Source organism: Kocuria marina, from assembly GCA_014652975.1.
GTDB lineage: Bacteria > Actinomycetota > Actinomycetes > Actinomycetales > Micrococcaceae > Kocuria > Kocuria marina.
The window spans coordinates 363,648-384,672 of record BMZV01000003.1; the positions used below are offsets into that span (position 1 = coordinate 363,648).

Annotated in this window: 16 protein-coding genes, 1 tRNA gene and 1 rRNA gene; 10 read left to right on the forward strand and 8 right to left on the reverse strand. The window is 68.7% G+C overall.

What is annotated here, in order from left to right; all coding sequences use genetic code 11:
• Positions 1–169: 169 nt before the first annotated feature.
• The 3 genes from IE157_RS09400 (at position 170) to IE157_RS09410 (ending at position 4,512) form a co-directional block, all read left to right on the forward strand.
• Positions 170–1,915: an ABC transporter ATP-binding protein gene (locus IE157_RS09400; RefSeq protein ID WP_193519810.1), complete on the forward strand. Its 1,746-nt coding sequence runs from the start codon at positions 170–172 to the stop codon at positions 1,913–1,915.
• The gene (locus tag IE157_RS09405) at positions 1,912–3,831 is read left to right on the forward strand and encodes an ABC transporter ATP-binding protein (RefSeq protein WP_131333356.1); all 1,920 of its coding nucleotides are present in this window, start codon (positions 1,912–1,914) and stop codon (positions 3,829–3,831) included. Before IE157_RS09400 ends, IE157_RS09405 begins: the two co-directional genes overlap by 4 nt.
• A gap of 78 nt (positions 3,832–3,909) precedes the next feature.
• Positions 3,910–4,512 carry a TIGR03085 family metal-binding protein gene (locus tag IE157_RS09410; protein WP_231885636.1) on the forward strand — a complete coding sequence of 201 codons (603 nt, stop codon included), beginning with the start codon at positions 3,910–3,912 and terminating at the stop codon, positions 4,510–4,512.
• 105 nt (positions 4,513–4,617) lie between these two features.
• Here IE157_RS09410 and IE157_RS09415 read toward each other — a convergent pair whose 3' ends face one another.
• Entirely contained in the window at positions 4,618–5,151 is a 534-nt protein-coding gene (locus IE157_RS09415; RefSeq protein WP_193519811.1) for a ferritin, read from the reverse strand.
• Between the two features lie 125 nt (positions 5,152–5,276).
• Between IE157_RS09415 and IE157_RS09420 the strand changes: the two genes are divergently transcribed.
• Positions 5,277–5,350, forward strand: a tRNA-Thr gene (locus IE157_RS09420).
• A 99-nt stretch (positions 5,351–5,449) separates the two neighbouring features.
• Here the strand turns inward: IE157_RS09420 and IE157_RS09425 are convergent.
• Positions 5,450–6,325, reverse strand: a complete 876-nt coding sequence (locus tag IE157_RS09425; protein ID WP_131333358.1) for a DsbA family protein — start codon at positions 6,323–6,325, stop codon at positions 5,450–5,452.
• Positions 6,326–6,572: 247 nt separating this feature from the next.
• On the opposite strand from IE157_RS09425, the gene IE157_RS09430 reads away from it, so the two are divergent.
• From IE157_RS09430 to IE157_RS09440, 3 genes are read left to right on the forward strand one after another with little or no spacing between them, the layout of a single operon-like run.
• A complete protein-coding gene (locus tag IE157_RS09430) occupies positions 6,573–8,117 on the forward strand; it encodes an alpha,alpha-trehalose-phosphate synthase (UDP-forming) (RefSeq protein ID WP_193519812.1) in 1,545 nt (514 codons plus the stop codon).
• Positions 8,110–8,907 carry a trehalose-phosphatase gene (gene otsB / locus IE157_RS09435; RefSeq protein ID WP_318281419.1) on the forward strand — a complete coding sequence of 266 codons (798 nt, stop codon included), beginning with the start codon at positions 8,110–8,112 and terminating at the stop codon, positions 8,905–8,907. The genes IE157_RS09430 and otsB overlap by 8 nt, the downstream gene beginning before the upstream one ends.
• Position 8,908: 1 nt before the next feature.
• Entirely contained in the window at positions 8,909–10,189 is a 1,281-nt protein-coding gene (locus IE157_RS09440; RefSeq protein WP_098055877.1) for a DUF4032 domain-containing protein, read from the forward strand.
• Here the strand turns inward: IE157_RS09440 and IE157_RS09445 are convergent.
• From IE157_RS09445 to IE157_RS09460, 4 genes are read right to left on the reverse strand one after another with little or no spacing between them, the layout of a single operon-like run.
• Complete coding sequence (locus tag IE157_RS09445; RefSeq protein WP_064846614.1) at positions 10,186–10,806, reverse strand: TetR/AcrR family transcriptional regulator; 621 nt, start codon at positions 10,804–10,806, stop codon at positions 10,186–10,188. The two genes, IE157_RS09440 and IE157_RS09445, sit on opposite strands and share 4 nt — an antisense overlap.
• Before the next feature lie 2 nt (positions 10,807–10,808).
• The gene (locus tag IE157_RS09450) at positions 10,809–11,624 is read right to left on the reverse strand and encodes a ferritin family protein (protein WP_064846613.1); all 816 of its coding nucleotides are present in this window, start codon (positions 11,622–11,624) and stop codon (positions 10,809–10,811) included.
• A 3-nt stretch (positions 11,625–11,627) separates the two neighbouring features.
• Positions 11,628–13,886 (reverse strand): HAD-IB family hydrolase, encoded by a 2,259-nt coding sequence (locus tag IE157_RS09455; protein WP_193519813.1) that lies wholly within the window; start codon positions 13,884–13,886, stop codon positions 11,628–11,630.
• A complete protein-coding gene (locus tag IE157_RS09460) occupies positions 13,883–14,866 on the reverse strand; it encodes a hypothetical protein (RefSeq protein WP_193519814.1) in 984 nt (327 codons plus the stop codon). The genes IE157_RS09455 and IE157_RS09460 overlap by 4 nt, the downstream gene beginning before the upstream one ends.
• Before the next feature lie 97 nt (positions 14,867–14,963).
• On the opposite strand from IE157_RS09460, the gene IE157_RS09465 reads away from it, so the two are divergent.
• The 3 genes from IE157_RS09465 to IE157_RS09475 are packed head-to-tail and all read left to right on the forward strand — an operon-like array spanning position 14,964 to position 18,319.
• Entirely contained in the window at positions 14,964–15,746 is a 783-nt protein-coding gene (locus tag IE157_RS09465) for an SDR family NAD(P)-dependent oxidoreductase (protein ID WP_193519815.1), read from the forward strand.
• 4 nt (positions 15,747–15,750) lie between these two features.
• A complete protein-coding gene (locus tag IE157_RS09470) occupies positions 15,751–16,614 on the forward strand; it encodes a lysophospholipid acyltransferase family protein (RefSeq protein WP_286737795.1) in 864 nt (287 codons plus the stop codon).
• A 28-nt stretch (positions 16,615–16,642) separates the two neighbouring features.
• Positions 16,643–18,319, forward strand: coding sequence for an FAD-binding oxidoreductase (locus tag IE157_RS09475; RefSeq protein ID WP_193519816.1), 1,677 nt, complete (start codon positions 16,643–16,645; stop codon positions 18,317–18,319).
• 59 nt (positions 18,320–18,378) lie between these two features.
• Here the strand turns inward: IE157_RS09475 and IE157_RS09480 are convergent, their stop codons facing one another.
• Positions 18,379–20,394, reverse strand: a complete 2,016-nt coding sequence (locus tag IE157_RS09480; RefSeq protein WP_098055885.1) for an acetoacetate--CoA ligase — start codon at positions 20,392–20,394, stop codon at positions 18,379–18,381.
• Positions 20,395–20,722: 328 nt separating this feature from the next.
• A 5S ribosomal RNA gene (gene rrf, locus IE157_RS09485) occupies positions 20,723–20,839 on the reverse strand.
• Positions 20,840–21,025 lie beyond the last annotated feature (186 nt).

Below are 21,025 nucleotides of genomic sequence, written 5' to 3' on the forward strand. Positions count from 1 at the left end.
GTCCACCGTCCCGCGCACCGCGTGGAACGGCAAGTTTCGGTGCACCGAAACTTTAGCGCGTGACACCCGGATCACCCGGGGTGCCCCGGTCCGTTCAGCGTGTCCCGGCCCGCGCGTATATTGGGCGCGTATTCGGCTCCCTCCGTGCTCGACGTCAGGATCGACCGTCATGCTGCTGAGTTTGTTACGCACTTTCACGCGCCCCTACGTCCCGTGGGTCGTGGGCGTTCTCGTGTTCCAACTGGCGGCCACGATCGCTACGCTCTATCTCCCGAGCCTCAATGCCCGGATCATCGACAACGGCGTGGCCCGCGGGGACACCGACTACATCTGGTGCGCCGGCGCCGTGATGCTCGCCGTGGCGTTCGCCCAGGTGATCGCTGCCGTCGTGGCCGTGTGGTGCGGTGCCCGCACGGCGATCGGTGTGGGCCGGGACCTGCGCCGGGACGTCTACCGCCGGGTCGGGCAGTTCAGCGCGCGCGAGGTCGGGAAGTTCGGGGCGCCGTCGCTGATCACGCGCACCACCAACGACGTCCAGCAGATCCAGATGCTCACCCTCATGGGCCTGAACTTCATGGTCATGGCGCCCATCATGTGCGTGGGCGGGATCGTCATGGCCCTGCGGGAGGACCCGGGGCTGTCGTGGCTCGTGTGGGTGTCCATCCCTGTAATGGGGGTGCTGCTGGGCCTCGTGGTCTCCCGGTTGATGCCGTGGTTCCGGATCATGCAGGAACGCATCGACGGGATCAACGGGGTGCTGCGCGAACAGATCACCGGGATCCGGGTGATCCGCGCCTTCGTCAAGGAGCCGTTCGAGACCGCGCGTTTTCGCAGCGCGAACCAGGACCTCACGGACATCTCCCTGCGCATCGGGGCGCTGTTCGTGCTGATGTTCCCCGTGATCAACATGGTCATGCACCTGGCCACCGCGGCCGTGCTGTGGTTCGGCGGCCACCGCGTGGACCAGGGCCAGATCCAGGTCGGGGCGCTGACCGCCTTCCTGCAGTACATGCTGCAGATCCTCATGGCCGTGATGCTGGCCACGTTCATGTTCATGATGGTCCCGCGCGCGGTCGTGTGCGCCGAGCGGATCGGGGAGGTGCTCGACACCCGCCCCACCATGCACCCGCCGCAGCGACCGGCCGTAGCACCGCACCCGGTGGGCCACGTCCGGTTCGAGGACGTCACGTTCCAGTACCCCGGCGCGGAGAATCCCGTGCTGTCCGGGATCGACTTCGCGGCGGGACCGGGACGCACCGTGGCCGTGGTCGGGGCCACGGGTTCCGGGAAAAGCACACTTATTAGCCTGATCCCCCGCTTGCTCGATCCCGTGACCGGCCGTGTGCTGCTGGACGGGGTGGATCTGCGCGACTACGCCCCGGACGACCTCGCGGGCCGGGTGGGCCTGGTCCCGCAGCGGCCGTTCCTGTTCTCCGGGACCGTGGCGTCCAACCTGCGCTTCGGCCGCGCGGACGCCACCGACGACGAGTTGTGGGAGGCCCTGCGCGTGGCCCAAGCGGACGACTTCGTCCGCGAGATGCCCGAGGGTCTGGACGCCCCCGTGTCCCAGGGTGGGACCAACGTGTCCGGGGGTCAGCGCCAGCGGCTCAGCATCGCCCGCGCCCTCGTGGCCCGCCCCCGGGTCTACGTCTTCGACGACTCGTTCTCGGCACTCGACGTCGCCACGGACGCCCGGTTGCGCGCCGCCCTGCGCCCCGTGACCCGGCACGCCACCGTAATCACGGTGGCCCAGCGCGTCTCCACCATCACGGACGCGGACCTCATCCTGGTCCTCGAGCACGGCCGGATCATCGCGCGCGGCACCCACGAGGAGCTCGTGGCCGCGAGCGACACCTACAGGGAGATCGTCACGTCACAGCTCTCGGCCGAACAGACCACAGGAGGCGAACGGTGAGCGAGACACAGGAACCGGCTCGGAAGCCGCAGCGCTTCTGGGCCTCGGCCGGGCGGCTCGTGAAGCTCATGGCCCCGCACAAGGCGGCGCTCGCCGTCGTCGTCGGGGCCGTCGTGCTGTCCGTGGTGCTCACGGTGTGGGCCCCGCGCGTGCTGGGACGCGCCATGGACGTGATCTTCGCCGGCGTCGTCGGCAGATCCCTGCCAGCGGGCGCGAGCCAGCAACAGGTCGAGGCCGGGCTGCGTGCGCAGGGCCAGGACACGCTCGCGGACATGATGTCCGCCATGACGCTCGTCCCGGGACAGGGCGTGGACTTCACCCGACTAGGCACCCTCATCCTCGTGGTGCTCGGCATGTACACCGTGGCCTCGGTGCTCATGTGGTTGCAGGGCTACGTGCTCAACCGCGTGGTCATGCGGGTCGTGTACGACCTGCGCGAGGAGATCGAGCGCAAGGTCAACGCCCTGCCCCTGAGCTACTTCGACGCGCGCCAGCGCGGGGACGTGATGTCCCGCGTGACCAACGACGTGGACAACATCCAGACGGCGCTGCAACAGACCTTCGCGCAGCTCGTGCAGAACGTGCTGACCGTGCTCGGCATCATGGTCATGATGTTCATCGTCTCGTGGCAGTTGGCGCTCGTCGCGCTCGTGGCTCTGCCGTTGTCCGCCGTGGCGGCGGGGATCATCGGCACCCGCTCCCAGCGGTTGTTCAAACAGCAGTGGCACGCCACGGGTCAGCTCAACGGGCACATCGAGGAATCCTTCTCGGGCCACGAGCTCGTGCACGCGTACGGCCGACAGCGTCAGATGCAGCAGCAGTTCGACGAGCGCAACGAGGAACTGTACCGGGCGGCGTTCGGGGCGCAGTTCATGTCCGGGACGATCATGCCGGTCATGCAGTTCATCTCGTACCTGTCCTACGTAGGCATCGCCGTGCTGGGCGGGCTGCGCGTGGCCACGGGCCAGCTGACCCTGGGGGACGCCACCGCGTTCATCCAGTACTCCCGGGAATTCACCCAGCCGCTGTCCCAGGTCGCGGGCATGGCCACCCAGTTGCAGTCCGGCATCGCCTCCGCGGAACGCACCTTCGAACTGCTCGACGCCCCCGAACAGGAACCGGAGACGCCCACCGCCCACCTGCCGGGCACGCTGCGCGGTGAGGTGCGCTTCGACCACGTGAACTTCTCCTACGACAAGGCCGCCCTGGCCCGGGGTGCCGAGCCCCTGATCGAGGACATGTGCCTGCACGTGGCTCCGGGGCGCACCGTGGCGATCGTCGGACCCACGGGCGCCGGGAAGACCACGCTCGTGAACCTCATCCTGCGCTTCTACGAGATCGACGCGGGCCGGATCAGCTTGGACGGGATCGACATCCGGGACCTCTCCCGCCACGAACTGCGTTCACAGGTGGGCATGGTGCTCCAGGACGCGTGGTTGTTCAGCGGCACCATCCGGGAGAACATCCGCTACGGCCGTCAGGACGCCACGGACGAGGAGGTACTGGCCGCTGCGCGCGCCACGTACGTGGACCGTTTCGCGCGCGCCCTGCCGGACGGGTACGACACCGTGATCTCCGAGGACGGCTCCTCGGTCTCGGCCGGTGAGAAGCAGCTGATCACGATCGCCCGGGCGTTCCTGGCGCAACCGTCCCTGCTCATCCTGGACGAGGCGACCTCCGCGGTGGACACCCGCACGGAGCTGCTCGTGCAGAAGGCCATGGCCGCGCTGCGGGAGCGCCGCACGTCCTTCGTGATCGCCCACCGGCTCTCCACCATCCGGGACGCGGACACGATCATCGTCATGGAGTCGGGGCGGATCGTGGAGCAGGGTTCCCACGACGAGCTGATCGAGGCGGACGGGGCCTACGCCAACCTCTACAGGGCGCAGTTCAACGCGGCGGACCCCGCCTCGTGAGCGCGCGCGGCGGTGGCAATCACCGCGGCGCCCGTCTACCGTGGACGTGACGGTCCACCCCACAGAATGGATGTTCACGTGACCAACTTCGCCAATGTCGAACGTCGTCATCTTGCCGCGCTGCTGCGCCGTGTGGGGCCGGACGCCCCCACCCTGTGCGAAGGCTGGGACGCCCGGGACCTCGCGATCCACCTGGTCATCCGTGATTCCCGTCCGGACGCGGTCGCCGGGATGCTCTCCCCCAAGCTGCCCGTGCTCGGGCGCCACGCCAAGTCGGTGGACGCCGACTACCGGGAGATGCCGTGGGAGAAGCTCGTGGACCTCGTGGAGCGCCCCCCGCTCTTCTCCCCGGGTCGCTGGTCCCCGATCGACAAGCGGATGAACACCGGGGAGTTCTTCATCCACCACGAGGACGTCCGCCGCGCGCAGCCTCAGTGGCACGCCCGGCAGTTGCTCAACGACGAGCAGAAAGACCTGTGGAACGTGCTCAAGCTCATGGGCCCGGCACTGCTGCGCAAGAAGTCCGAGTCCGTGGTGCTACTCGCGGGCGGTTTCGGTGCGGTGCGCGGCGGCAAGAAGTCCGCCCGGCGCGTGGAACTCGTGCGCGGTGAACCGTCCGAGCTGCTCTTGTGGGCCTTTGGCCGCGAGGAGCAGGCGGACGTGGAGAGCACCCAGGAGTAGTACCCGCCATGCAGGAAGAACCGGCCCCGCTCAAGCGGGGCCGGTTCTTCCGTGTTCTTCCTTGTTCGGGCGTTTTCCGGGTCGCCCGGACCGGGCAAGGTGCGCTCAGTCGGCCCGGACTGGCCGGGAACCCAGTTCGGAGTCCAGGCGCAACAGGCCGGGCCCGTCGTTGTGGACCAGGCGCACCTGGTCGCAGATCTCCTCTACGGTGGCCTCCTCCTCGATCTGCTCGCTGATGAACCAGTGCAGCAGGGGCATGGCATCGATGTCGCCTTCTTCCTGCGCCAGCCGGTACAGGTTGCGGATCGATTCGGATACCTTGCGCTCGTGCGCAAGCGCGGCCTCGAAGCAACCCAGGACGGATTTGTCGGCGATGATCGGACCGGCCATATCCCCGATCTGCGGATCACCGCCGCGGTCCACGATGTGGTCGATGAACTTCTCGGCGTGCGTGATCTCCTCGGCCGCCTGGGCGCGGAACCACTGCGAGAAACCGGGCAGACTCGCCACGTCCATCTCAATGGACAACTGGCGGTAGACCACGGTCGCCTGCAGCTCCATGGTGATCTGGTCGTTGAACGCTTCTGCCATTCTTCCCTTGATGTCCATGACCCCATCGAAGCAGTTTTTCTCCGGCATGGGTAGGTAGCACGCCACCGCATGACGGGTCCCGCCGCCCCGACCGGTTCCCGCGCGCCGGGTGCCCGCCCTTGGCGCGTCGTCCAGTACCATGGAGCGGTCCCGTGATCGCACTGGGCAGCAGTGCCTCCTTAGCTCAGATGGCCAGAGCATCTGTCTTGTAAACAGAGGGTCGCCGGTTCGAATCCGGCAGGGGGCTCCGAACCCGGGCACGGCGCCGTCGTCCCCGCGTGACAGACGATGAGAGCCCCGGTCGGGATGACCGGGGCTCTCATCGCGTCGGGGGGCATCGCCCGCGTCACTTCTTCTCGTCGACCGCCTTCTTCAGTGCGTCCTGGAAGTTGCCTCCCTCGTAGCGCTTGCCGTCGATGAAGATGGTGGGCGTCCCGGCCACACCGTTGTTGATGGACTCGCGGGACATCACGTTGACCATGGGGCGGTAGGTGTTCTCACCGAGCTGGCCCGCCGTCACGTTCGCGCCGTGCTTGTTGGCGATGTCCGCGATCTGCTGGTTGCTCAGGCCGCCGGTGCCCTGGTGGCTGAACAGCTCCTGGGCGAACTCCATGTACTGGTCGCTGTCGACCTGCTCGGCGACCACGTAGGCCGCGTTGGCGGCGCGGGACGAGTACTGATCGCGGGTGGCCCGGTCCAGGAAGTTGAGGTTGCGGTACTCCACCTGCACGTCACCGGCGTCCACGGCCCGCTTGATCGCGTCCGCGTTCTGCTTCTCGAAGTCGGCGCAGTGCACGCACTCGAAGTCCTGGAAGATCACGACCTGCACGGGCTTGCCGTTGCTCGCGGCCTGGTCCTGGTCCACGACCCCCGGGGGCGTCTTGGAGGTGTCCGCGGTGGCAGCGGGCTCGGGCTCCTGGGAGAGGTCCCGTTCCTGGACGTCCGAGCTGTTCTGCACGATCCCGTCCTTCGTGACCGTGATGCCGCCGTACTGGTTAGCGCTCGCGGGCACGGGGCCGGCGTCGGGGATCCTGGCCCTGTTGTTCTGCCACACGACCACCCCGATGATCAGCGCGATGATCACGAGCAGCGCGATGACGGCGGCGATCAGCCCCACGGGTTTACCGTTGGAGCGGCGGGACTGCCGGTCTGCGATCTGGCGTGCCCGCTCCCGGGCCTGGTCCGAGGACGAGGAACCGGCGGTGTTGTTCTTGGAAGCCATGGGGGCCCGGGTTTCCTTCCGATGTGCTACACGGGTGTCGGTCTTCGTCCCCAGATTACCCGGGCCCGGCGGGGCCCCGATTCAGCCCGTTCCCAGCTGCCGGGGACGATGCCGCTCGGGCCCCGTCGCGGCCGCCCCGCACCGGCGTGGCGTCGTGCTCCCGCCCCGGCGGCGACTTCTCCCCCGGTGCCGGTGGTACGCACACTTAGGATGGGGGTGAACAGCCGCCCCGGGGAAGGAAGCGATCGTGTCCGCAGACCAGTCTCTTGAGAAGGTGCCCGTCCCGCAGGACGGCTACGACTTCGTGGTGGTGTCCAACCGTCTTCCCGTGGACCGGGACGTGGACGAGGACGGCAACAGCACGTGGCGCCGCTCCCCCGGCGGGTTGGTGAGCGCCCTGGCACCCGTGATGGCCCAGCGCGGCGGCGCGTGGGTGGGGTGGCACGGCGCCCCGGACGAGACGCTGGAGCCGTTCGACCACGACGTCTTCCATCTCGTGCCGGTGAGCCTGTCCGAGCTCGAGGTCAAGCGCTACTACGAGGGCTTCTCGAACGCCACGCTGTGGCCGCTGTACCACGATGTCATCGCGCCGCCCGAGTTCCACCGCACGTGGTGGTACGCCTACCGTCGCGTCAACGAGCGCTTCGCGCGCCGGGCCGCGGAGACGGCCTCCCAGGGTGCGACCGTGTGGGTCCAGGACTACCAGTTGCAGTTGGTGCCGCGCATGCTGCGTCGGTTGCGCCCGGACGTGACCATCGGGTTCTTCAACCACATCCCGTTCCCGCCCACCGAGATCTACTCCCAGTTGCCGTGGCGCAAGGCCGTGCTGGAGGGTCTCACGGGTGCGGACCTGATCGGCTTCCAGCGCCCCGGGGACGCCCAGAACTTCCAGCGCTGCGTGCGCAAGTACCTGGGGGTGCAGTTCACCAAGGGCAGCGCCCGGTTCTCCGAGGACACGGCGGACGGCGAGAGCACCGAGTGGGCCGTCAACGCGGGCTCGTACCCCATCTCGATCGACGTGGAATCCATCAAGGAACTCGCGTCGGACCCGCAGGTCCAGGCCCGGGCGCGGGAGATCCGCGAGGAGCTGGGCAACCCGGACACCGTGTTCCTGGGAGTGGACCGCCTGGACTACACCAAGGGCATCCGGCATCGCATCAAGGCCTACGGCGAGCTGCTCGAGGACGGGGAGATCTCCGTGGAGAACTCGGTGCTCGTCCAGGTCGCGAGTCCGTCGCGCGAGCGCGTGGACTCCTACCGGCAACTGCGCGAACTCGTGGAGGGCATGGTGGGGCGGATCAACGGCCAGTTCGACACCATTTCCCACACCGCCGTCCGCTACCTGCACCACGGCTACCCGTTCGAGGAGATGGTGGCCCTGTATCTCGCCGCGGACGTCATGCTCGTCACGGCCCTGCGGGACGGGATGAACCTCGTGGCCAAGGAGTACGTCGCGGCCCGGCAGGACCGCTCGGGTCGACTCGTGCTCTCGGAGTTCACCGGCGCCGCCGAGCAGCTCAAGCAAGCGGTGCTCGTCAACCCGCACGACATCGACGGGCTCAAGTCCGCCATGCTGCACGCGCGGGACATGTCCGACGCCGAGGCCCGCAAGCGCATGTCCTCGATGCGCCGGCAGGTGCTCACGCACGACGTCGTCGACTGGTCCCACCGTTTCCTCGACGACCTCGCCGCGCACGCCCCGGAGCTCGAGCAGGGCACCGCGCCCGGGCGGGATTCCGCGCACGACGACGGCGTCGCGGCCGACACGACGCCCGGAGCGGATCGTGACTGACTCGCTCGCGGACGCCCTCGCCACCGCGGCCACGGCCGACACCATGTTGCTGGCCCTGGACTTCGACGGCACCCTGGCACCGTTCACCGAGGACCCCGCGGATTCCCGGCCGCTGCCCGCCGCGCGGGACGCGCTCGACGCGCTCGCCGGACTGCCCCGCACCACGGTCGCGATCATCTCGGGGCGGCCCCTCGAGTTCCTGCGCACCGTGGTGGACCCGCGGCGCCGCATGGTGCTCTCCGGTTCGCACGGCGCGGAGCTGGACCTCGGCGCCGCGCCCGGCTTCGGTGCGGACACCGAGATCGAACTGACCGAGGACCAGTTGGCATTGCTGGACCGGGCGATCGATGCGACGTACGGGTTCGTGCAGCGCTACCCGGGCTCACGGGCGGAACTCAAACCCGCGGGGGTGGCCTTCCACACGCGTCCCATGGAGGACCCGGACACCGCCCGGCGAGCGCTGGACGAGATGACCGAGGCCTATGCCGCGATGCCCGGCCTGCGATTGACCCCGGGTCAGCAGGTCATCGAGTGCTCGGTGCTCAGCGCGACCAAGGGGGACGGTCTCACGGCCATCCGCGGAGCCGTACACCCGCAGGTCACGGTCTTCGCCGGTGACGACGACACCGACGAGGACGCCATGGCGATCCTGGGACCCCACGACGTGGGGATCAAGGTGGGCACCAAGGACTCCGCGACCCCGTGGCGCGTGGCGGATCCGGACGAACTGACCCGGCTGCTCACGGAATTCGCCCGGCAGCGGGCCCGTGCGGTGACTAGCATGAACTGACATGACCGCCTCCCCGCCCCCCGAGCCCGCGGCGCCGAGCCCCCCGCCCGCTCACCGCGGTGTCTCCATCAACACGGCCTTCCCGGAGCCGGGCCTGCTGGAACTGCCGTGGGACACGCCCCTCGAGGACTGGCCTGAGCAGGTGCTCGCGGCGTACCCGCGCGGGATCTCGCGCCACGTGGTGCGCTTCGCGCGGGTCGGGGAGAAGGTCGTGGCGGTCAAGGAGACCACTCAGTACTATGCCCGGCGCGAGTACGGGCTGCTGCGCAAGCTCCAACGCATGACCACGCCCTCCGTGGTCCCGGACTCGGTGGTCACGGACCGCTACTCCCCCGACGGCGAGTTGCTGCCCGCCGCACTCGTCACGGAACACCTGAGTTTCTCGTTGCCCTACCGCACGATCTTCGAGCAGGTCCCCTCACCGGGGACCATCGACCGGTTGGTGGACGCCCTCGCGTCCCTGATCGTGCAACTGCACCTGTCCGGTTTCTACTGGGGGGACGTGTCCCTGTCCAACACGCTGTTCCGACGCGACGCCGGGGAGTTTGCCGCCTACCTCGTGGACGCCGAGACCGGCGAACTGCACCCACAGCTCACGCGGGGTCAGCGCGAGTACGACATCGAGCTCGCCAGGACCAACGTGGCCGGTGAGGTCATGGACCTGCTGGCCGGGGAGCACATGCAGCAGCGCCTGGCCCAGGCCGGGGTGGATCCGGCCTCGGTGGACCCGTTCGCGGTCTCGGAACGGCTCGTGGACACCTACACCGGGCTGTGGGACGAGCTGACCGCGACCGAGATCTTCCCCGTGGGTGACCGGTGGCGGGTCCAGGCGCGCGTGCAACGGCTCAACGACCTGGGCTTCGACGTGGAGGAGGCCTCCATGGACGCGGACGAGTCTGGTCAGGTCCACCTGCGCCCGCGGGTCGTGGAACCGGGCCACCACGCGCGCAGGTTGTTGCACCTCACGGGGTTGAACACCCAGGAGAACCAGGCCCGGCGCATCCTCACGGACATCGACCAGTTCGGGCACGCGCTCTACCCCGGTCTGCCCGAGGACCTCACCGCCCAGTTGTGGATGCGCGAGATCTTCGTGCCCATCATGGCGGCCGTTCCCGCCGGGTTGCGGCGCAAACGGGAACCGGCGCAGATGATCCACGAGGTGCTCGAGCACCGCTGGTTCATGTCGGAGAAGGCCGGCAAGGACGTCCCCACGCAGGACGCCGTCCAGGACTACGTGCAGTCCTACCTGACCGAACGCCCGGACGAGAAGGACGTGTTCTAGTCCGCCGCGGGTCGCGTGGTGATCAGGTCCGTGACGGCGCGGTGCACCCGCGCGGTCCAGTTCTCGTCCAGCGAGCCGTAGCGCGCCACGTGCGCGTACGCCGCCCCCAGGATGAAATCCACGACCATGTCCAGGTCCACGGTGTCCCGGATCAGTCCCCGGTCCTTGTCCCGTTGCAACAGTTTGCGCAGCGCATCCAAGCGTGGGCGCACCACGGTGGCCCGCAGCACCTGCGCAGTGGCCGAATGTGGTTCCTGCAGCAGGGTGATGGCCACGCCGAGTCCCATGTCCCGCAGGAGAATGTCCACGGCCGCGGTGAGCGCCTGCTCCCACGTGGCGTCCGGCGCCAGCGGTGCGGTCGCGGTGACCGTGTGCTCGAGCGCGGCCTCCAACAGTTGCGTGCTGTTGGCGTAGCGGCGGTAGATCGAGGTCTTGGCCACGCCGGTGCGGGCGGACACCGCCTCGATCGTGACCCGCCGGGGCCCGCCCTCCCGGAGCAGGCGCAACGCCCCCGCCACGATCTTGCGATCGGTGCGGGCCGTGCGGGGGTCCACGGAAGCGGCGTCGGCGCGTTCGGGCGCGGACGCGGATCGCGAACCAGCGGGGTGCGCGTTCATGATCAGGCGGGGACGGTGTCCCGGACGGGCGCCTCGCGGGCCGGCGCCGTGGCCCTGCGGAAGATCTGCAGTCCCGCCATACCGGGCAGTCTGGCGATGTTCGCGTCCAACCGGTCGATCTCGTGGGCCCCGCCCCCGCCACCGAAGAGGTGGCGCATCACGTGGCCCACCTCGCGGTCGTCCATGACCCCGGAGCCCACGGGGGCCCAGAACTTGCGCAGGGCGAAGCGCGTGAGGCGCTGGGCCTTGCGGGACGCTTCCAGGCGGCGTCGTGCCTGGGTCGCGTAGAAGGCCACGTGGCGGGACTCCTGGTGGGCGATCCGCTGCAGCAGCACCGCGAGCACCGGGTGCTTCTCGAGGGACGCCATGCGCCGGTAGGCCGCCACGGCGGACCACTCGTTGGCCGCGCCCCACGCCATGTGCGTGGCGATGAAGTCCACGCCCACCATGTTGGACAGCAGCGACTGCTTGAGAGGCTTGAGCGACTCGGACCAGCCGAGCTTCATGCGCTTGGCCTTGATCTCGTCGTAGTCCACCACGATCCCGTGCATCCCGAGCACCTCCGCGAGTGCCTCACCGTGCCAGTACTCCTCGCGGTTCCACATGGTCATGAAGGTGGAGACGTCCTGGTCCTGGTGGGACGGCGTGACGAGCATGTCCCGCATGTAGCACACGGTGTGGTATTCGACGTCGCACATGTAGCGCAGGCAGCGCAGCGAGTCCTCGGACAGCGGGTTGGTCAGAAACTCGTCCATGTCCAGGTCCGACCACTTGACCCGCGCCGAGGTCTCCGCGAACTTGTCGATGTTGAACGCCATGACTCAGACCTTCCTCCAGTCCTCTACGGGCCAATGGGCCTTCTTGGCACGCCGGTACAGGGGCAGGTCGGGGTTCACCGCGTACGGGTGGCCCACGAGGGACAACCAGCTCACGTCCGCCACGGAGTCCCCGTACCCGTACGAGCGGCTTAGGTCCAGGCCGTGGTCCTGCGCGTAGCGCTTGAGCCACTGCGCCCGGGCCTCATCCACGAGCGGCGGGGCCGCCAGGTACCCGGTCAGCACGCCGTCCACCTGGTCCATCCGCCCGGCCACGACGTCGTCGAACAGTTCAGCGACGGGGCTCACGAGCAGGTCCAGGGACCCGGTCACGAGCACCGTGCGGTGCCCCGCACGCCGGTGTTCCTCGATCCGTTCGAGTGCTCCCGGGCGGATGCTGTTCTCCACGACCCGGCCGAGCGACCCGTTCATCAGTTCCTCGACCCGCGCCACGGGCACGCCCGCGTAGCGGCGCAGGAACGCCCGGATGAACTCGCCCCGATCGCGCCGTTCCGCCTTGATGTAGGTGGGGGCGTTGCCGAACAGTTCGGTGAGTTCCGCGGGCCACTGCAGCGGGCTCAGCTCCCGGCGGCGCAGTTGCGCGTACTGGGTGATGATGTTGCCCGAGGCCACGGTGCCCTCGAGGTCGAACACGGCCACGACGTCCGTGCCCTCGTTCAGTCCCCGACTGCGCACGGCCCGCTTGCGCGACGCCGCCTTGGCCCGGGTGTACGCACGGGTCATCTCGGTCAGTGCGGGCAGGTGCACTCTCTGCCAGTAGTCCCGCCAGTCGATGGCCCGCACGTCGAAGTGCTGGTCCTCGGGCGTGCCCTGCGGCAGGGAGCGGTCCAGTTGCCGCGTGTGGGTGTCGTCGAAGATCATCTCCGTGCGCGTGTAGTTCTGGTACAGGTCCACGTAGGTGCGCAGCGAGCCCAGCCCGGTCTGCATCCGGTGCAGGGAATTGGTCCACTCGCGTGTGCGCGCCGTGGCCGGCAGCACCGAGCTCAATCGGCTCCCCGCGGCGGCCAGTTTCTCCTTGACCGCGAGCCCGCGTTCCATCGAGTTGTTCGCGGGGAACTTCCACTCGGGCACCGCGATGGGATTGCCATGGGAGTCCTCGAGCGGGCGCTCGCGGAAGTACGAGCGCACGCTCTCATACATCTGGTGGAACGGCAGGGGGTTCGAGGCCCCCGAGCACACCTGGTAGTACCGCGCTGCCGGATCCTGGGCGTCCCGCAGCGTGGGTGCCCCATTGGCTTCCCGGTGCCCCTCCCTCACGAGGGCCACGATCGCGTTGACCACGAAGTCCACAGGGATCACGTCCAGCACCGAGTCCGGCAGGCCCGGGAACTCGGGCAGCGCGCCCTTCGCGTACGCCATGATGAGCGGGTCCGCGACCTTGTAGCCGTCGATCCACCCCGGGAAGGGGTGACGCAGGGCGGACTCGATGATGGACGGGCGCACGATCGACAACCGGTGCCCGGCCCCGGCCCACTTCTGCTCCGCCACGCGCTCGCCCAGGGCCTTGGTGAACGTGTAGATGTCCGTCCACCCCAGGGACTGCGCGCGCGTGCGGCCGTGGTCCACGAGCCGGGAGCGCACCCACTCCAGGCGTGCTTCCTCGGCGGCGCGGGCCACGGACTTGGGCCCCTCCTTGCCGCGCGTGCTCGTGGCGCGCCGGATGAAGGACTCGAGACGCTCGGGTGAGCGGGACTCCACCTGGGCGGTGTCCGCGGCGCGGACGGCGGCGTCGTACTCCACCTGCCAGTCCACGTCGTGATCCACCGAGGCCTCCGGGCGCAACCCCTTGGCGATCCCGCCCACGTAGCACGTGGACACGTGGATCACGTGGGGGTCCTGACCTGTGCTGCGCAGCGCGTCGTAGAGCCCCACGGCGCCACCCACGTTCGTGCGGAACGCCTCGTCGATGGGCGGGTCGAACGAGACCGTGGACGCGGAGTGCACCACCACGTCGAAGGGTTCCGCGATCTCCCGCAGCCCCGTGAGGTCGCCCTCGAGCACGCTCGTGCGGGCGTCGAAGATCTCCTGAGCGCGTTCCGGGCCCACGGCGTCCCGCCAGGTCTTGAAGGACGGCTTGCGCAACAACTGCTTCAGGCGCGCCTCACCGGACTGCGTGCCCTTGGGTCGGACCACCGCCGTCACGTGGATGTCGTCCGAGCCGGAGAGCAGGCGCTCGAGGACGGCCTGGCCCAGGAAGCCCGTGGCCCCCGTGAGCAGGACGCGAGTCGTGGTGGTCTGGGTCAACGGGATCCTCCGGTGCTTGGGAACGGGTGCGCCGTGGGCGCGGTGGCCACCCGCGCCGACCGCGACGCGGGTGGAAGGGTCTGGTGGGGAGCGTATCGACTCAGTCGCCACTCGCGTTCCACGGCCCGGCGCAGGGGTTCGCTGCCCGCGGTGCCCGGCGTGGCCTGCAAGGGCTCGTCCGCGAGCGCGAACAGTTCGCGTCGCTGCGCGACCGTGGGCGCCAGGTCCCGCAGGAACCGGCGCGCGTGGGCGTGGGACAGGCCCACGGGCCGCAGCGGGTGGAATGCGAAGGTCAGGTAGGCGCGGGCGAAGCGCTGGGCGCGCGGGTCGGTACGGACCCGCGCGGTGGCCTCCTCGGCGAAGAAGCGTTCGTGGGTGGCCTTCACCTCGGCCACGCGCCGCAGCAGCGAGGACAGTTCCGGGTGCCCGGCGCGGCGTACGAGCATCCGCAGGACCGCGCGGGTGCTCGCTTCCTGGGACCAGCCGCGCGCGGTCTGTCCCGCGACCACGGCCTCCCCGGAGAAGTTGGTCCACACGGAGTCCACCATGGGCGAGAGGTTGTCCAGGGCGGTCTCGACCCGCTCGACCCACGAGTGCTCGGGCGGCTGGGGAGCCCCGGCGTGCGGTCCGTGGGCGTCCAGGACGGCTTGATAGGCGTCCGCGATCCAGTGCCGCTCGTACGCCCACGTGGTCAGGAACGCGGCGACCCGCGACTCCTTGTTGGTGTAGCTGACCACCACGGAACGCACCTGGCCCATGGTGGAGCGTTCCATGTCCCGCAGGTAGCGCAGGTCCTCGAGCACGGCCGGGTCCAGGGGTGCGCGGTCGAAAGCGGCGAGGTCCAGCTGGGGTCGGAGGCTGCCCTGCGCGCGGTACGTGAAGTCCTTGACGTCGAAGCCCGAGCGCAGCACGATCGGTTGTTCCACGGGCCCGTAGAGCCGGCCCTGGCGATGCCGGGCGAGGTAGGACTGCTGGCTCACGGGACGCTCCTTCGATACTCCGTCATGGCTCGCCGAGGGGCGCTCACGCCGGGCCGGGGGACGCTGCGCTACGCCTACCGTAGTGTATCTTAGTGGCATGCTTACCGCTCTCGTGACCGGTGGGACGTCAGGCATCGGTGCCGCGTTCGCACGTTCCCTCGCCCGCAGAGGCTTCAACCTGGTCCTGGTGGCCAGGGACACGCAACGGCTCGAGAGCACCGCCCGGGAGCTCGGCGCCGCACACGGGATCCACGTGGAGACACTGCCCGCCGATCTGGCCGAGACCGAGGACCTGCTGCACGTGGCCGAGCGGCTCGAGGACCCCGATCGTCCCGTGGACATGCTCGTGAACAACGCGGGCTTCTCGGTCAAGGTGCCCTACACCGCCCAGGACTTCTCCCAGCACGAGGCCGGTTTCCAGGTCATGTGCGCGGCCGTCGCGCGACTCTCGGGGGCCGCGGCCCGTGCCATGACCGCCCGCCACTCGGGGTGGATCGTCAACGTCACCTCCACCTCGGGCTGCGTGACCATGGGCGACTACTCCGCGATCAAGGCCTATGCGACCGCCATGACCGAGTCGCTCGCCGTGGAGCTGCACGGCACGGGGGTCCACGTGACCGCCCTGCTGCCCGGGTGGGTCCGCACCGAGTTCCACAGCCGCGCGGGCATCACCGGCTCCTCGATCCCCGACTTTATGTGGCTCGACGCGGACCGGCTCGTGGAGGAGGCCCTCGCGGACGTGGCCCGCGGCAAGGTGATCTCGGTGCCCACGCTGCGCTACAAGGTCATGGTCACCGCGCTGCGCCACCTCCCGCGCCCCACCGTCCGGTGGATCTCCCGTCAGATCTCGAGCGTCCGACGCCGCGAGCTCCAGGCCTGATCCCATGCCACCCCAGGATTCCTCCCCGCAGCACGACGGCACTCCCGCCCGGCGTCCGCGCGCCGCGTCCCGCCAACGCCCCGGCTCCACGCCTCGGTCGACCCCGGAGCCCCACCCTCGCGTGTTGGACTCCCTCGAGGGCCACACCGGTCGGCAGGAACCCGATCCGCCCGCTCCCCCGGCGGAGTCCGCGGATCTCACGGCGACCCACTACACCCAGCCCGTGCGCCGGATACTGCGCCGGATCACCCAGACCGTCTTCTTCCGGGGGATCGTCAACCGCACGATCACCCGCACCAACGTGGTGGATCCCGCGGCCTACGGGGTCAAGGGCACGTGCGTGGTCGTCGCGAACCACTCGAGCCATCTGGACGCCCCGCTCGTGATGAGCGGCGTGCCGCACTACATCTCCCGCGATCTCGCGACCGGGGTGGCCGCGGACTACTTCTTCACCGCGTGGCACAAGAAACTGTTCACGCAGCTGATCTTCAACGCGTTCCCCGTGGATCGTCGCGGTGAGGGCGCGAACAAGGGCCTGTCCAAGAAGCTGCTGGCCGCGGGTGTCCCGCTGCTGATCTTCCCGGAGGGGACCCGCTCGAAGACCGGGAAGATGGCCCCGTTCAAGGTGGGAGCGGCGTCATTGGCGCTGGCGATGCAGGTGCCGGTCGTGCCCGTGGCCCTGATCGGGGCGCACGAGGCCATGCCGCGCGGTACGAGCTGGCCCCGCCGGGGCCGCCCGCCGGTGGTCGTGGCCGTGGGTGCACCCCTGCGAGCGCGGGGCAACGAGAACGCCTACAGCTTCAACGAGCGCATCGAGGCCGCGGTGCGTGCGCTGTACGCTGCGAACCGGCACAGAATCCAGGACTAGTCGGACCCAGGAAAGAGGTTGTCCCTCAGTGGCACACGTGAAGCATCAGAAGTGGTGGGGCTGGGGCGAGGAAGGCGTGTTCTTCGACTACCAGAACAAGCCGGCCTTCGCGCCGTTCGTCAAGAACGCGATCGGGGTGTCCCTGCGGCCGCGCGAACGGGACACCGTGGACTTCGCCACGGCGCGGGTCCCGGCGTCCACCGCGTCCGAGGACGTGCTGACCGTCCTGCGCGGGATCAGCGGCGCGGAGCACGTGTCCGTGGACGACGAACTGCGCATCGTGCACTGGGCCGGCAAGTCCGTCCTGGAACTGATGCAGACACTGCGCAATGATTTCGCGCGCGTCCCGGACGCGGTGGTCTACCCCGGCTCCGAGGACGAGGTCACCGCGATCCTCACCGCCGCCGTGGAGCACGACCTCGTGGTGATCCCCTTCGGGGGTGGCTCGAGCATCTCGCGCAGCCTCCAGGCCGAGGCGGACGAGACCCGCTGCATCGTGTCCGTGGACATGGGCCGGTTGAACAAGGTGCTCGAGATCGACGAGACCTCCGGGCTCGCGACCATCCAGGCCGGCGTGCTGGGCCCGGAGATGGAAGAACAGCTCAACGCCCGCGGGTGGACCCTGGGCCACTTCCCGGACTCGTTCGCCCACTCTACGCTCGGCGGCTGGGCAGCCACCCGCTCCTCCGGCATGCAGTCGGACAAGTACGGGGACATCGCGGACATCGTGCGCGGCCTGCGCATGGTCCGCCCGTCCGGCACGGTCGTGCTGCGCTCCCTGCCCTCGACCTCCACCGGGCCCAGCCTGCGCGAGATGATCATCGGCTCTGAGGGCCGGCTCGGGATCATCACCGAGCTCACCGTCCAGGTGCACCGGTTGCCCCAGGAGCACGAGGTCATCGCCTACATGTTCCCCACGTGGCAGCAGGCCCTGACCGCGGTGCGCCAGTATACCGAGGCGGAGATCCCCCTCACGTTCGCCCGCGTGTCGGACGCCCACGAGACCGCGTTCTCCTTGGCCACGCAGAAGGCCGCGACCTCCGTCAAGGGCAAGCTCGCCGCCAAGGGCCAGGACGCCCTGTGGGCCGTGATGCGCAAGCGCGGGTGGGACACGGACGCCATGTGCATTTCGTACGTGTGCTTCGAGGGCACCCCCAAGGACGTCGCCGAGCGCAAGAAGGCCGTCGCGAAGATCGCCAAGGCCCAGGGCGCCGTCGTCCTGGGGTCGGGGCCGGGCGCGCTCTACGACCAGAAGAAGTTCGACACCCCGCACCTGCGCGACTTCCTGCTCGAGCAGAACACGGTGGGGGACGTCTCCGAAACCGCCGCGCCGTGGTCGCGCCTGACCACGGTCCATAAGGCCGCGTACGACGCCGCTCAGCGCGCCTACGAGCGGATCGGCAAGACCGGCTGGATCATGTCCCACATGTCGCACTCGTACCACTCGGGGGCGTGCCTGTACTTCACGTTCGCCTACGTGTTCGACGACGAGAAACCGTACGAGGAGTACGAGATCGTCAAGTCCGCGATCCAGCAGTCCTTCGTGGACTCGGGTGCCACCCTGTCCCACCACCACGGCGTGGGCGTGGAGCACCAGCCGTGGATGGAGCAGGACGTCTCCCCCGAGGGTGTGGCCCTCATGAAGGGGCTGTTCCACGCGGCGGATCCGGGAACGAACTTCAACCCGGGCAAGATCGTGTCCTGATCCGACCCACCCATGCCGCAGGCCCCGCTCCCGGTTCACCGGGGACGGGGCCTGCGCCGTCAGGCCCCCGAGGTGTACTTTCGGGCCGCTTCGGCGTACCAGTCCAGGACCTCGGCGTCCTCCGCGGTCGCGCGGTTGACGCTGCTCGGGTCCGCGCCCTGGAAGAGCCTTTTGACGGGGATCTCCAGCAGCTTGCCCGTACGGGTGCGGGGAACGGCTGGGGCCTCGATGATCTCGTCCGGGACGTACCGCGGGGAGATCTTCTCGCGGATGGCCCGCACGATGCGTTCCTCGAGCTCCTGCGTGAGCCGCGTGCCCGGTTGCGGGACCACGAACAGGGGCATGTAGTAGTCCCCGTCCGCGAGCTCCGCCCCGATCACCATGGACGCCGCCACGCCGTCCACCTGGTCCACCACATGGGTCAGATCGGCCGAGCCCATCCGGATCCCCCCGCGGTTGATCGTGGCGTCGGATCGCCCGTGCACCACGAACGGGCCCTCCGAGAGCTGGGTGACCCAGTCCCCTTGCCGCCACACGCCGGGGAACATGTCGAAGTAGGCCGCGTGATACCGGGAGCCGTCCGGATCGTCCCAGAAGAACACGGGCATGCTCGGCATGGGTCGGGTGATCACGAGTTCCCCCACCTGGTCGTACACCCGCCGTCCCTCGCGGTCCCACGACTGGGCGTCCACTCCCAGGTACGGGCCCATGAGCTCGCCCTTGTACACGGGTTGATATGGGTTCGTGCCGATGAACGCGCTCGTGACGTCCGTGCCGCCCGAATCGGATCCGAGACGCACCGTGTCGGACACGGATTCGTACACCCAGTCCCACGTGGCATCGGGCAGCGGTGATCCGGTCACGAGGATCGATTTCAGCGCGGAGAGGTCCATGCTCACATTGGGGACCACGCCGGCGCGCTGCATCATGGCCAGTACGCCCGCTCCCGTCCCGAAGAACGTGGCCCCGTTGCGCGCCGCCAGCTCGAGGGACTTCTCCGGTCCCCCGTACACGGGTGAACCGTCGTAGGTGATGATGCGGGAGCCGGTGAGCAGGATGCCCACGAGCATGTTCCAGACCATCCACGTGGTGGCCACGGCGTAGTACGCGATGTCCTCCGGTCCGAGACTGGCGTGCAGCCCCAAGGCCTTCAGGAACTCCAGGACCACCCCGCCGTGGGAATGCACAATCCCCTTCGGTTTACCCGTGGTTCCCGAGGAGTAGAGGATCCACAGGGGATGGTCGAAAGGGAGCTGCTCGTACCGCGGCGTCACGTCGTGCCCGCTGATCTCGGAAAAGCGCAGCGACCCCTCCGGCAGGGCGCCCACCTTGTCCCGCGGTTGTTGGTCAACCACGATCAGTTGCTCCACGGTGGGCAGGACCTCGAGCAAACCGGCGTAGCTCCCGGTCATATCCCGCAGCGACCCGCCGAACTCGTAGCCGTCCACCACGAACAGCACCCGCGGTTCGATCTGCGCGAAGCGGTCCGCGACCCCGGACGGCCCGAAGTCGGTGTTCACCACCGACCACACGGCACCCACGGACGCGGTGGCCAGCATGGCGATCGCAGTTTCCGGAAGGTTGGGAAGTACAGCGGCCACCCGGTCCCCCGGGACGATCCCGAGATCACGCAATTGTTGCGCCACGGAGGCCACTCGGGCTTCCAACTCACCCCAAGTCCAGGTGTCCGGTGCACGTGATTCGTGCTCCCCGATGATGGCGACGTCGTCCGGCCGGGTGCGGGCCGCCCGTAGCGAGTTCTCAGCGTAGTTGAGGCGTGCACCGGGGAACCACTGAGCGCCGGGCATCCCCGTATGCGCCTCCGAGCTCTCGGAGGTACTCAGTGCCTGTTCCCCCGGCCGGGAAGCCACGACGTCGAAGTAGTCCCAGACGCCCTGCCAGAACTCGTTCATCTGCTCCACCGACCACGCGTGCAGTGAGGGATAGTCCGGGAGCTCGATCCCGTGCCGGCGTTCTGCCCACCGGGCGAAGTCGAACATCCGCGAGCCACGAATGGAGTCCTCCGAGGGGGTCCACAGTGGCGTTCTCAGGCTGTCATTCGATGAGGTGTTCATGGCCCCATCGTTGCATCTGCGGTGAGCGGCGTCACGCAAGGCGTCACCGGGATGCGATGTGGCGACAACGGGAATCCTTCGTTGAATGCCCATTCCCGGAACGGAAGGAGTAAGGACTCAGAGAGGCTCCCCATGGGACACATGGAAAAAGCCCCCGGGCTGGGGGCGTGTGCTGGTGATCGTGCGTGCATCGGTGCTCGCGAGTGGGCTTCGTGTTCGTGGGTGGGCTTGGTGTTCGCGCCGGTGCTCTGGAATGGGCGTGTTAAATGGTGGGAGGCCGCGCCCCCTAAGGGGGTGCGGCCTCGACCACTTCTTTCTTTCATGTTAATCCCGGCGGTGTCTTACTCTCCCACACCCTTCCGAGTGCAGTACCATCAGCGCTGTGGGTCTTAGCTACCGGGTTCGGGATGGGACCGGGCGTTTCCCCCACGCTATAACCACCGGAAACCCTGCCACCAACCCCTACACGGTGACTACCAGCAACCATGCGTGAGGCGATGAAACCATGAGGGTCCCGTGTTTCGTGGACCAAGCTCTATTATGTTACCAACCACTACCCCCAGCCCACCCCATACACCAGCCTGCGCGGCCGGGTAGCGGGGTGGGGGGTTGTTGGTGGTCAACCACATGG

Coding starts and splice junctions, on each gene's coding strand:
- IE157_RS09400 (WP_193519810.1), top strand. CDS start 170: ATGCTGCTGAGTTTGTTACGCACTTTCACGCGCCCCTACGTCCCGTGG.
- IE157_RS09415 (WP_193519811.1), bottom strand. CDS start 5,151: ATGCCGGAGAAAAACTGCTTCGATGGGGTCATGGACATCAAGGGAAGA.
- IE157_RS09425 (WP_131333358.1), bottom strand. CDS start 6,325: ATGGCTTCCAAGAACAACACCGCCGGTTCCTCGTCCTCGGACCAGGCC.
- IE157_RS09440 (WP_098055877.1), top strand. CDS start 8,909: ATGACCGCCTCCCCGCCCCCCGAGCCCGCGGCGCCGAGCCCCCCGCCC.
- IE157_RS09445 (WP_064846614.1), bottom strand. CDS start 10,806: ATGAACGCGCACCCCGCTGGTTCGCGATCCGCGTCCGCGCCCGAACGC.
- IE157_RS09450 (WP_064846613.1), bottom strand. CDS start 11,624: ATGGCGTTCAACATCGACAAGTTCGCGGAGACCTCGGCGCGGGTCAAG.
- IE157_RS09465 (WP_193519815.1), top strand. CDS start 14,964: ATGCTTACCGCTCTCGTGACCGGTGGGACGTCAGGCATCGGTGCCGCG.
- IE157_RS09470 (WP_286737795.1), top strand. CDS start 15,751: ATGCCACCCCAGGATTCCTCCCCGCAGCACGACGGCACTCCCGCCCGG.
- IE157_RS09480 (WP_098055885.1), bottom strand. CDS start 20,394: ATGAACACCTCATCGAATGACAGCCTGAGAACGCCACTGTGGACCCCC.